The 13,382-nt window shown below is 37.4% G+C and carries 8 protein-coding genes; 1 reads left to right on the forward strand and 7 read right to left on the reverse strand.

Translation table 11 applies throughout. The annotated features are described in order from the left end of the window. Positions 1-44 precede the first annotated feature (44 nt). Together NAG76_17440 and NAG76_17445 are read right to left on the reverse strand one after the other, a co-directional pair. The gene (locus NAG76_17440; protein URN93597.1) at positions 45-743 is read right to left on the reverse strand and encodes an SDR family oxidoreductase; all 699 of its coding nucleotides are present in this window, start codon (positions 741-743) and stop codon (positions 45-47) included. Positions 744-990: 247 nt separating this feature from the next. Then, the gene (locus NAG76_17445; GenBank protein ID URN93598.1) at positions 991-1,569 is read right to left on the reverse strand and encodes a TetR/AcrR family transcriptional regulator; all 579 of its coding nucleotides are present in this window, start codon (positions 1,567-1,569) and stop codon (positions 991-993) included. A 795-nt stretch (positions 1,570-2,364) separates the two neighbouring features. Here NAG76_17445 and NAG76_17450 point away from each other — a divergent pair. Then, positions 2,365-4,449 carry an MFS transporter gene (locus NAG76_17450; GenBank protein URN93599.1) on the forward strand — a complete coding sequence of 695 codons (2,085 nt, stop codon included), beginning with the start codon at positions 2,365-2,367 and terminating at the stop codon, positions 4,447-4,449. Between the two features lie 531 nt (positions 4,450-4,980). On the opposite strand, the gene NAG76_17455 is transcribed toward NAG76_17450, so the two are convergent. The 5 genes from NAG76_17455 to NAG76_17475 all read right to left on the reverse strand — a co-directional run bounded on the left by NAG76_17455 (position 4,981) and on the right by NAG76_17475 (position 13,380). Continuing rightward, positions 4,981-5,895, reverse strand: a complete 915-nt coding sequence (locus NAG76_17455; GenBank protein ID URN93600.1) for a sigma-70 family RNA polymerase sigma factor — start codon at positions 5,893-5,895, stop codon at positions 4,981-4,983. A 212-nt stretch (positions 5,896-6,107) separates the two neighbouring features. After that, complete coding sequence (locus NAG76_17460; protein ID URN93601.1) at positions 6,108-6,863, reverse strand: SDR family oxidoreductase; 756 nt, start codon at positions 6,861-6,863, stop codon at positions 6,108-6,110. 451 nt (positions 6,864-7,314) lie between these two features. Next, entirely contained in the window at positions 7,315-8,586 is a 1,272-nt protein-coding gene (locus tag NAG76_17465; GenBank protein URN93602.1) for a hypothetical protein, read from the reverse strand. Further along, positions 8,586-9,857 carry a hypothetical protein gene (locus NAG76_17470; protein ID URN93603.1) on the reverse strand — a complete coding sequence of 424 codons (1,272 nt, stop codon included), beginning with the start codon at positions 9,855-9,857 and terminating at the stop codon, positions 8,586-8,588. The genes NAG76_17465 and NAG76_17470 overlap by 1 nt, the downstream gene beginning before the upstream one ends. Continuing rightward, positions 9,850-13,380, reverse strand: a complete 3,531-nt coding sequence (locus tag NAG76_17475; protein ID URN93604.1) for a hypothetical protein — start codon at positions 13,378-13,380, stop codon at positions 9,850-9,852. The genes NAG76_17470 and NAG76_17475 overlap by 8 nt, the downstream gene beginning before the upstream one ends. Between the last annotated feature and the right edge of the window lie 2 nt (positions 13,381-13,382).

Below are 13,382 nucleotides of genomic sequence, written 5' to 3' on the forward strand. Positions count from 1 at the left end.
TACGGATTGGTTTGATGTCATGGGCGAATTGTTTGTCATTTGTATTAAGATAAATGTGGGTATATCGCAGAAACACCACCTGCAAGTGCGCTTTGTATGTGACGGCTTAAGTCATCAGCAATAATTTCAAAGCGATCAGCTTCTATGCCATCAATAGCTATTTTGGCGATATCCGTTGGATTGGATTTGGAAGCTACTAACCCCTTCGTCATATCTGTGTCCATATAGCCCACATGTAATCCAATTACTTTCACATTTTGAGGATACAGATTTAAACGCAGGTCGTTCGTCAATGCCCATTCAGCCGCTTTTGCAGCAGCATATGCTCCAACAGTTCCGGAACTAACCCAAGATAACGCGGAAAGAATATTGAGAATTGATCCCCCACCGTTATTCGCAAGAATTGGTGCGAAGGAACGAACCATGGAAAGCGTGCCAAAGAAATGAGTATTAAACTCCAATTGTATTTTTTCAAGATCACCATCTAGTAAAGATACGCCTGTAGACGATCCTGCATTGTTGATTAAAAGTGTAGTATCCTTAGCAATCTTAGCCGCAGCAACTACTTCTTGAGGGTTCGTAATGTCTAGCTTCACAGGTATTACACCTGGAATGTCAATGGTTTCCGGATTTCTTGCACCACCATAAACCTTAGCCCCTCTTGCTAGAAGTTCAAGAGCTAGTTGGCGGCCTAAGCCGCGGTTTGCTCCAGTGACAAATGCGACTTGTTCAGAAATTTTCAATGTTATCATCTCCTATTATTCATTTATAATTTTTTGTGCAACACCTATTTGGGAATGATCATTCTAATATGCGTAATAGAATGGGTCACATGGTGAAAACTTTAAGCGAGATCAGAAACAAATTCGAGAACGATCATTCTAAAATGTACATAGTAAACAATATCCTTATGTCTTTTTTAAGATAAGTCACTATAGGCTCAAGCTTGCTAATAAAAGAATTGGAACAGTCATTCTAAATAAATAATAACTATTTAACTATAAGTTGGATAGACAAACTGGCTATCTGATGTAATTTTTCCTTGGGCATCGAGGTTCTTGCCATTACCCTCAACCCAACACCTACAGCATGTAATTGTTCCGCAAGTTTGTTCGCATTGCAATCTGAGTTAAATTCCCCATTCTGCTGTCCCCACAGAATAATATCAGTGAATAGTTGCTCTGATAATGTGAACGATTCAGTTAACTTTGAATCTACATCGGTATCGCGCATTGCCAACTCCACCGCTGAATTCACCATTAAACAGCCTGAAGGTGAGTCCCCTTCACCATTTATCATGAAATCAAAAATAAATTGAAGTGCCTCTGTTGCAGTCTTGGAGCGTTTAACTTGTCCAGTAATCTCGGCATTCACCTTATCGCGGAATCGATCCATAGCTTTCAAAAACAGCGTATGTTTGTCTCCAAATGTGTCATACAAACTTCTGCGATGGATACCCATATGCTCAACCAAATCTGTCATAGATGACTTCTCATATCCTTGTTCCCAAAAGAGTTTCATCGCTTTATCTAATACTACGTTTTCTTCGAATTCTTTGCTTCTTGCCATTATGTTTTCCTCCTCCCATCGATAATATAACATATTGAGAACGATCAGTAAAGAAACTGAAATCATTATATATATTTCAGTTGTTATCCATTACGCATCCATTACGCTATACCAATTAGTGAAATGGATTACAGTTATCGAGATTTAATCTGTTCCATGATTACGGAAAACTATACATGTTCTTGTCCATTTTCGGCTACAGATATAAGTTCTTGTCTTTTGCTCGGGACAAGAACTTATATCGTTAAAATAAAAAAAGCCGCGTTGGGCGCTTGTTGTCCTTCGACATTTATATTTTTCTTGATCCAGCGTCCGTGAGACTACGTACTTAACAAGATGTAGCCAGCAAACATTTATCGGCTGCTGCTTTTTAATTATAAAGAGTTGATTGGTTGTTATCATTCATGTACTGATACTGCTCGCCATAATGATAAGCAATGAACTGTACAACCTCTTCCCACCGCAATATGTCTCGTACTTTTACCTCTGTTACATCCATTCCGCTCTCTCGGTCTAAAACCCGCCCCAAGACGGGGGCTAAATATTCAGTTTTACCTTATACTTGTCAAAGTGCTTTCTGGTAATAAATTGAAATTAAAAGGCGGATCATCCATGAAAAAAAACAGTTCAAATACTCAAACGGAAGTTATAAGTAGAGCGTTATCTAGGCTTCCTCTATTGCGCGTGCCCTCCCTTCATGCAGGTTGGAAGGGAGCTATTCTCGTGTTATCTTTTGTTACGATATGCTTAGTATTTGTGCAAGCATACTATTATCTTGGGTCGCGGGGTAGCATAATGGACTACTTCGCTGGGACTGTCCTGTCCGTTGTTGCAATTTTAATGATAACGGGTATCATTGCGGGATTATTGCATTGGGCGAAAAAAATGCCTTCCCGATATATTTGGTTCATGCTTGCCTCATTTTGTTTACTACTAATCAGTTTTTTGGGAGCGGTCCAGCTAGCGTTAATTGTTACGTTCTCCATCATCCTTTCTTCTTCGTTATTTGGAGCCTTGCTTTATTTCTTTATCAAGGGAGGCTACCGCAAGGCTACAACATGGGTGAAAGTAACGGTAGGCACAAGCACTGCTGCAGTCTTTATTTTTATCTGCGTGTTGGGATACTGGATTACCAGCAACGGTCAAGCGCAATTAGAGGTACCTCACCCCCTGCAAAAGACTAAGACAGCGGAGCAATACCAAACGACGATGGTTAATCCCGCAGAAATCGGGACATTCCGCGTAAACTCTATAACCTATGCTAGCGAATCAACTTATCGCCACGACCTTGACGTTGAAGGACGACTGATAACACAGTCCGTCGACGGATCGGATTTTGTCGGCAACTGGAGTTCCCGGCGCACAAACACTTTCGGGTTTGGATCTGAAGCCATGCCTTTAAACGGTACGGTTTGGTATCCTGAAGGAGATGGTCCCTTCCCACTCATTCTAATCGTGCACGGTAACCATATGGCGACGGATTTTTCCGATCCAGGGTATGCCTATTTGGGAAAATTGCTGGCAAGTCGCGGATATATTTTGGCTTCCATCGATGAGAACTTCCTGAATAGTTCACCTTACGATGACCTTTTCGTTATTGATGGTTTAAAAGATGAGAATCGTGCAAGAGGTTGGTTAATGCTGGAGCATTTGAAGACGTGGGACACATGGAACATCACAGAAGGAAATCCGTTCTATGGCAAAGTGGACATGCAGAATATTGCGTTGATTGGACATTCACGGGGAGGCGAAGCCATAACTGTGGCTGCAACTTATAATGAGTTAACGGCTTACCCTGAGGACGCCAACATCAAGTTTGATTACGACTTCAACATTCGTTCCCTCATCTCGATTGCAGGAACCGACATGCAATATAAACCGAGCGGGCAGCCCATTGAACTGCAGAATATCAACTATTTGGCCCTGCACGGCTCCCACGATATGGATGTTTCTTCTTTTGCCGGAGCCAATCAATACTATCGTACGCAATTTACAGAGAACAGCAATTTTTTCAAATCACAGGTATATATCTATGGGGCAAATCACGGACAGTTCAACACAGCATGGGGTAGACACGATTCTGTAGGCATTGGCAATCTTCTGTTGAACAACACCGAACTTCTGTCTGGTGAAGAACAATCCCGTGCGGCAGAAGTTCTAATCTCAGCGTTTTTAGAAGCTACACTCAAGGGTAATGGCCAGTACCGTATGATGTTTGAAGATTTGGGATACGCCAGAGAATGGCTCCCAGAAACGATGTATATTAGTAATTATTGGGATGGGAACACAACCTTGATCAGTAACTATGAAGAGGATCACGATCCGGGGACAACGACATTGCCTGGTGGACGAATGGAAGGCGAGTCTCTTAAGGTCTGGAAGGAAGGCAAGGTGCAAATGGAATTTAAAGATGACCAGTACAGCGCGGTTTCATTGGAATGGGATCATGCAGTTGCTCCATCAACTCCTATATACGAAGTCATATTGCCTGAGTCCGGGATCGAAACGTCCGAAGATAGTACCATCTTATTTTCCATTGCAAATAATGATGCAGGTGGTAAGATAGCGGAAACGAATGCATTGGTGGACTTAACCATAGCTATAGAAGATGAGAGTGGAAATGTCAGTCGATTACCGCTTAGTCATGTCTCTCCACTTCTACCCATGTTTGAAGGAGTTCTTGCCAAACGGCCGCTTGGTTTCCTTCGAACGATCAAGGAACCGGTTTTCCAAAATTTTTCCTTCGAAATGGCTGACTTTATAGATGTTAATTCCAATCTTATGCCTCAGCGGATCAGGAAAATCAGCTTTATATTTGATCAAACCACGCAGGGCAGCATCTTGATAAAAGACTTTGGCATTCGCAGTAACAAGTTCTAACAGTTTAGAAAAATAAAATCATATTCTAAATCTTATTCGCTTAAAAGCCAATTTAAATCGACGCGTGAAGGTTTCATTGGGAAGTAGATCTATAGCGGTATGACCATTGATTTGACTCTCATTTTCGCTATGATCTTCGGTTTCCTGTTTTGGAGGAGATTTTGAACGAGGTTGGCCAATATGTTTATTCGTACTTCCCATATTATACATTGTAAAACTGTACCACACATAAATTTCCGTAAGCAGGGAATTAAATTGTGCACATATTGGAATTGGGTAACGATATACAAAGGCTGATCTTCAACAATCTCAAGATCAGCCACATATCCTTCTGAAATATTCTAGCGTATTTCATTGGCATTTCTGAAGTTACGTTCGCAATTCTACTGTCGACATTTGTTAACTCAAAAGTAACGCTGATAGTAACATCACTTCTTTTTCTGATTGAATTACGATTTCAATCCCAAACACCTTCTGCCCTACTTGAAAACGTGAGAGTTTCTACTTAATTGAAAAAACTACTGATTATCCTTATTCGACCTTTGGGTTTAAATGTTGTAATTTATCCGGATTTACAATCAGATAAACCCTTTGAATGGTCATCGTCTGAATCTCCCAATCAAAACTAATGATCCCAGTTGAAATCCCATCTTTGGTTATCAATATACCAGGCTGACAATTGACCTCGACAATCTGTGCTTTTGATGCAGGAAATTGGCTTGACGAAAAAGCGTTCAATATGGTGAGCACTCGCTCCTTATTGTATACAGCATTAATCGCGGCAGATACTTTCCCTCCGCCATCAGCAATGAAAATGACATCCTCAGTTAACATGTTCACTAGGGATTGAATGTTACCGTTCGAAAGAGCAGTAACGAAACGGATTACCATTTCCTTTTCCACGTGAAGATGCGATGAAAGCGTTTCATCTTTATTATTTGATGCGTCTAATTTTTTCTTGACGCGGCTGTAGATCTTGCGGCAATTGACTTCTGTTTTGTTGACCATTTCTCCAATTTCACGATGTTCATAGGCAAACACTTCTTTTAATATGAACACAGCTCGCTCCAGTGGCGTAAGTTTATCCATAAGAATAAGAACCGCATATGAAATTGTATGTCGCTCAACGCTATCTAACGGACTATGTTCTTCAAATTGCACTGTTGGTTCTGGTAGCCAATTACCTACGTAGCTTATTCGCTTTTTTCGTGCAGATTTTAATTCGTTTAAACATCTATTAATTATCATTTTGTTTAAGTACGATTTGATATTATTAATATTGTCAATTTGATATCCATACATGCTAATAAACAAATCTTGAACCATATCCTCAGCATCTGAACTTGAACCAAGCATATTATGAGCAATTGAAAATAAATGAGGCTTGTAGGTTTTATATAAATCTTCAATGTTATCAGATGATGGATCAATTGTATAACTTTGCATAATTTACATCCTTTCTGTTCGAACGCCTGATTACTGAGTACGTTTCCTATTACAACATAGAACGGTTCCAAAAAAAAATTGGCGAGCGATTCCCCGGTTTAATTAAGGAAAAAGCTCGCCGTTTAAGTTAACACTTTTTTAGCTTTATACTTGACAGAAATATGACTAGGTCTACTTCTCTGTTCATAAAGTATTTATGAACATGTAGGTAATTATATCTGACTCGTGGAGCGGTCCAACCAATCCGCAAAACGAGTTGGGGCAATGCGTGCTTTACCGCGAGGGACTAGAGAATGATCTTTATCGTCTATCTCAACACCATAGTATCGTGCTTTGTCGTCTGTAACTACCTGTCTTGTGTCTTTTTTGGCGGTCAGGTATTGGCGAACGATTTCATCGAGACCAAGACGTTCTGGACCAGCCAAATCAACGATACCATTCACAGGCGCCTCAACAGTGAAATCCACTAGTATTGCGGCGACATCATCCGATACGATCGGTTGTATAGGGGCAGATGGCATACGAACGATTTGCCCTTCTGTGGAGGATTGTGCAATGATTTCAATGAACTCGAAGAACTGTGTCGCTCGAACGATTGTATAGGGAACAGTGGAAGCTTTAATCAATTCTTCTTGTGCCATCTTCGCTCGGAAATAACCACTTTCAAACAGACCATCCGTACCAACAATCGACAACGCTACGTGATGGTTTACGCCAGCGGCAACTTCAGCCTCAAGTAGATTTCGAGTAGATGTTTCAAAGAATTCTAGAACTTCTTTGTCTTCCCACGTAGGAGCGTTCGTAACATCTACAACCACTAGTGCTCCACTAATCGCCAATCCCTCTCCCGTAACGGAGTTTATACCTAAAGAAGGTGATGCTGCCACAACCTCATGTCCTAGCTCACGAAGGTTGTTTCCTAGTTTTTTTCCAATGAGCCCACTACCGCCAATAACTACAATTTTCATATTAATCATCCTAGTTTTATAGCCTCTTATTTAAGGCTTTTGTTGTTGTTTATAACACTATTAAGACAATTGGCGACTACAATACGTGACATCAATCGTTTATTATTTTTAATTTGATTGCAATAGTTGCACTTTGATTTCAAAATTTCCAATATAGTGTGCTCTTGGCCGTAATAAATAATCCAGCGACTTCTATAAATTACCGATGAAATTATCTCCTTAAGTGTTTACATTTATGGCTAACTATACATGTTCTTGTCCATTTTCGGCTAACGATATAAGTTCTTTTCCCGAGCAAAGGTCAAGAACTTATATCGTTAAAATAAAAAGCCGTGCTAGGCACGGATTAATATCTATATATATTGTTGTCCTCCGACAATTTGCCCTGCAATTCTAAGAGTATCAAGATTATCTTGATACTCTTTTCTTTTCTATAGAAGATTTGTAGGTTTTATTTCATTGTAATCTCTTTGTGATACGATTGGTTCGCAGTACCTACACAGCTAATCGTTAATGTAAGATTTTGTGCATCACTTTTAAAGGTAACGGTACCTACTGCTTCTGTTGAGTCTACTGAATGATCTGAAGTTCTGACAGAGATGTTAAACCCATTAGATATAGTCCAGTTTAACAGATAGACGTTTCCGTTAGGTATAATTTTATATTCAACTAAAAGAAGATCTGTGCAAGTAATAGCAATAGATTCGGAAATAAGTCCCTCCTTTGTCTTACACATCAAATCATATTTCGTGATTTCTAAGATAGGTGAAAATATATGTTCTATCACGTTACTATTGGTTAACCCTATTCCTTGATTCATATAAACTTGATCAGTGCCACTGACATCATATTTGAACGTAATAGTGTCCCCGAATTTATATTCACCTGAATCTGTTGGATTTGTAGTAAACGAATGGATAGTTGGCTTATTGACTTCAATATTAATAGGCTGTGACACTTGTTTATTATCACCTATCGCATACAACCGAATAGTAGTATCATTATAGATTTCCATTGATAATTCTCCATTAGAAGTTCTTAATTCAAAATCTCCTGGTGTAAGCAAAAGCCTTTGAGGCTGCCCTACGACTTTCCACTGTAGGACAATCGTGTCCCCGTAACTAACAATGGTCTTATTACTTGAGAAGTCAACAATGCGATATTCCCCTTTAGTTTTAAAATAGGGTAAGAAATCTGTATCGTTAGTGTAGCCTACCGTTAAGCGATCGGATAATGAGCTTGATTCGGGGGTGATGTTTATAAACTTAACTGCCACATAGACTAACTTTTCAGAAGTTCCAGTTGCAATAATGTTATTTAAACCGATAAATGTACACTCCCGAGCTTTTAAGTAATCATCTGATATTGGAGCAAGCTTAAAATATGTGCCATATTCCGGGTGGAATGCTTTTTTTACTTTCCAATTGAATGGAGGATAACACTCAATCAACTTTGCATAAGCTTCAGTCGTTAAGTGCGCTTCAGTATCACCAATAGGATAATAAATATAAATAACGGAGACTTTAGTTTGCTCTTCATCTATGTCAGGAATTTCTTCGTCTTCTTCCAAGTTATTGTATATGAGAAGATTGTTATTATTACTTACGTTGTTGATTTGAATTTGTATCTGGTTTACTTGCTCAAGTATAACCTTTGATACTCTTTTCTCACTTAAGTTAATAAATTTATTTCCATATACCGATGCTTGTATAAATCGCTCCACTAGTACTCCCCCCTTATGCTCTCCAAATCTAACTTAAACGCTCCTTCTTTTGACTCGCAAAAAAGGGATGAATTGAGAAGGAGGTTTTTTGAAACATATTCAAAAGAGCCGTTTAAGTCAGTTGAAGCACAGTACAAAGTCGTAAACGAATCGGTTTCTTCAGAAAATTGAAAAGTAAGACTATTTACTGCAGTAGTATGCCAGTTCCAAGCCGTAATGACGAACCTTTCAAACGTCTTAATGTTCATTTCAAATGAACATTGATTAAACTTTAATAACCCCTCAAGCTGGATGACAACATATTCAGAATATTCATATCCCGTAACCTTTAAAGCTATTTGCTTATTAGCTGGTATAGTAATGATTTTTGTGCCTGATTGCTCTAGTAATACTTCCTTTTTATCTGTATACAAAGTAATAGTCGATGCATATTTGGTCGACCAACTTACATTGCTCGTTTTAGGATCATAGCTAAATCCTTCAATCTTTGGTGGGGAAATATATACATTTACACTGGCACTATCGTGATTCATCCCACTATATACTGATAGTTGATACTCAGTATTTTTGTTGACATCAACAGTTAATTGATTTAATTTAGCACGCTCAGATACATATATATTGCCAGGTTGAAGCACAGCATAGTTATCGTTTGATATTTTCCATGCTAACTCAGTTTGCTGATCTGGCTTAAACGTCGTTTTTTCGCTTAAAAACTTATGAACCTTTGGTAAAGAAACTCTTTTGCTTATAGAAAATACTTTTGTTGTTTCAGTTATACCAATAACATTTACAATATTCACATAAACACAGGTTTGACCGATTTTTGCATATGAGATAATATTGTCAAATCTAAAATATACACTAAGCAATTCATTGAGCTCTGTTTTATCTAAGCAGCTTACTACTATATTAAAGAAACCTGCAGTTACGGTACCTTGGGATACCGACCATTTATCATTCTCAGTATGAACGTTAATTTTCTTTGCGTTACTCATATCAATAAAATCCTGTTCATTCTCCCCTATTGGAAAAAAAAAGTTTATATATGAGGTTCCTTTTACCTTCTCTTTCTTTTGAAGCAGCTCTAGAATCTTCACTGAATCATAATTATTTATATTTTCAAAAACGATTTTATTAAATCTCGACGGGTTTAATAATTGAAATGAAAAATTACTCTCTGTTACATTAATTTGATCGATTTGATTTCTTTCATTGACAGAAATTTCATTATGATCTAAATCCAATACAAATTGGTGATCCTCACTCATCTCTTTTCTCCTCATTCAAATTAATTTTAAACCAACCTTCCACGATTGATATAGGATATTTCGCTAGAAAAGCATTTCCATTTGCAGGTTCAATATTGTTTGTTTCAACCCATTCTTGCTTCTCATTAGAATGGATATAGGACCACGTTCTATTCTCGATAATAGAAATGGGTGTAACAAAATTTTCAACACCAATAAGTAAAGGTCCAGCAAAAAAGGTTAAATAAAGCTTGTTCAGCTGCTTCTCAACCAACTGTTGCGGTAAACTCACGTCATATATAGGAAGCATGCCGCTAATAAAATGAACTGATGATAGAGGATTTGAAAGGATTGAAATCGTACAGCCTTCTGATACTTCTTCTACTTGTAAAAGCACTTGATTATTACTTTTAAAATAATCTGAGGTTAAATTATCTTCTTCAACACAGATGTGTAAGGTTGAATAAGTATCCTTTTCGTTGTTAATAAAAAATCCGACAGTTCCATCATTAAGATGACTGTTCTCCCCAATTATTAATGGCATATTAAAGTGCTTCACTGGAGAAGGCTTAATAGGATTAGGTTTTTTTATATTATGATCAATTGAAATATACGCTGACATAGCTCCTGCTTGTTGTAATGCAATATGAGCACGAGTTAAAACTAGTGGCTGACCAATAAATAAACTTAACCCGCTACTTTCAACTGCTTCATAGGGGTGTTCATATCCGTTAGCCTTGTCCATTATTTTTAGCAAGGGTGTAAGGACATCTTCTTTACTTTCGATATTTCTTTTTAATATTTCTTGGATAAATTTTTTCATTTCTTTATCCATCTCAGCTGGCAGCGCTTCAGCGTGTACACCATAATATTTTTGACTATGTTCAGATGAACCTGGTCGATTACGCCACTGGATTTTTTCATCCTCGAAACCTGTTACGACTAAAGAACCAAGCATCTCTCCATTTTTGTCATAGATTAATAAGCTTTGGTCTAAATAATTTGGAATAATCCATCCACAAACAGGTGAATCTGATAGATTAAAGTTACAGTGTTCACCCGTGATAGCATCGAGCCAATTAATATCTAATTTTGTAGGCTGTATAAATCTCGGAGGCATCATAATTAAATTTGCTTCTGCAAATTTCTTGCAATACATATTCTCAGCTATTGCAACCTTATTGATATCAATATCAAAACATTGTCCATAGGTATCAATCAATCTAAGTTCATCTAAACGCATAAAGCCCGCACGTATAGGTGAATAAAATTCATTAAATAAAGGTCTCCTGTAGTGAAAATGGTCTAATTGCTTGGCAACCTTTTCTGCAAGCCGTGGATCACCTTCATTAATAACAAACGGAGGAAACCTAATACTTAACTCATTCATTAAGAAGATCTCATTAAAACTATTGATAGATTGTGAAATAATATTCAAATCGTTTATTTCACCTAAATGATCTAATGTATCATCTCCTAATTGTGTTTTAATCATGAATTGTAAGTGGTCAGTTATTAATGGAGTTGTAATTATTTTACTAGTTATAATAGCCTTGTTTGAATCAGTATACATCTCTCCAATGTATTCATAATCAATATAACTAAGCTTCCAATTATCAAGTGAAGGATATTCATCGAGAAGGTGTTCGTCAGGATAGAATGCTACTTCACAGGCTAAAACAAGTGGATTCCAAGGGTATTCATATGAAGTAAAAGTAGTAGGTGCTGGGTAATTAAGTTCATTTTCAGTACAACTTTGACGTATAGTTAGATGAAATGCTGTAACTTGATCTTTAATTGATTGATACGCAGTCGGTGAAATGTCTGATAGATTAAGCTCTGCAATTACAAATTGAGTTATAGCGTGTATAGATAACGATGAAAACAGGAGTGCCTCTAGCAATATATCCAAATAGAGCGTATTTTTATCTATACTTGGAATAATTGAACTTAGATTGATAGGGAAAGTATAATCGATATCTTTATACTTTATTCTAAAATCGATTGATGTTAATACATCGCTCAGAACTCGGGTTTTTAGTCGGTCCTCATCTTGAAACGTTTGTAGTGTTTTAAATTGAGCACCTTTACTCACATTTTTCAGTAAGACAACAGGTTCATTTGGTTCATAATAATGGTCGCTAACCGTTTGGAAAATCTCATACTGATCACTTAGTTTATCCTTGAGCTCAGTTTCAGTTTGCTTCCATACTTGCTCAACATGATGAAACGATTCGATGATAGCATCAATATCAGAAAAGCTTGCTTCAATATCTAATCGATATCGCTCTATTAATTTTTCTCGATCAACAGGTTTAATTATGACTTTATTTACTATGGTTAACATGTATTTATTCCAGTTTATATATAAATTTTTTCGAATGTCCTCTAGCTTGAAGAACAGCTGTTTTAGCTCGTTATGATGATGCTGTAACGCACGAAATAAGTGCTGTTCATTTTGAGAAAGATCTTTTTGATCGGACACAGCTAATAATGCTTTAAGCTCGTAACGCTTCTGCTCAATCGACTTTTCAAATCTCAGCTCATGTTTTTTATATTCGCTATTCAACACACCATTAATTTGAGTCCAATCATATATTTGATTATGTAATAGAATGGTGAATAGGTCTTCACTATTTGGAATGGATTGGTTCGATATGGCCGCTAAAGCCTCTGCTGATGTATTGCCAACTGCAATTTTAGGCTGTGTTAATTTATTGTAAGTTGATTCACTGTAATCCGTGTCGAAATTAATCCACTTAATTGATTCAAGTAAGCCATGAAGTACAATTGTAGCAGGAAAAACGGCATCCTTTGGTGCGAGCCAGCCAAATCTATCTATGCATTCATCAACTGAATCTAGAAGTAAGTTCTGGTCGGCATAATATCCCCGAACAACATAATTTATACTTGCATTTTCAAGCTTTGTACCATCATCTAATACCAAATTATCGTAAAATCCAAAGACATTTCGATGATAAGGGTACATCACTGGGAATAAGGGGTCACCATAACCTATTGCAGTTAAATCTTCTACATATTCATTCGCTTTCTCAACTGCGGTTCCAACGGCATATGAACGTCCAAGAAAACGATACGGCGTTAAAGGGTCTTCCTTATATGGAAATGTTAAGCTTTGTTGATTGTGTGATTCTTTATCACATTCCTCTAGTAATACATTACTTTCGACAATCCATTGCTTCATATTAACAGCTGTATCTGCATGAAGTGAACTCCAAAGACGCGTGACAACCCAACGATTAGGAACCTTGGGATAAACAGGCTCTTCGTTTTGATTCTTTTGAATGCCCTTCCTCAAGCTATGAGGCAATAACCAATTTAGGTGAATACCAGCACTTATCGTATCGCTAGTAGCGAAAATGTCTCCTTGTACTTTATCACCTAATGGATTATTTTCTATAAGAGCAAAATTATCATTTATGTTTGAGAATTTAGCTTTACTTGTAGGGCTACCTACAAGTAAAGCTTGGGTGAATATAGGAACACATAGAACGTTGTCAGTTTGTATCGTTTTTATATTCAAAC

The organism is Candidatus Pristimantibacillus lignocellulolyticus, assembly GCA_023639215.1.
GTDB lineage: Bacteria > Bacillota > Bacilli > Paenibacillales > Paenibacillaceae > Pristimantibacillus > Pristimantibacillus lignocellulolyticus.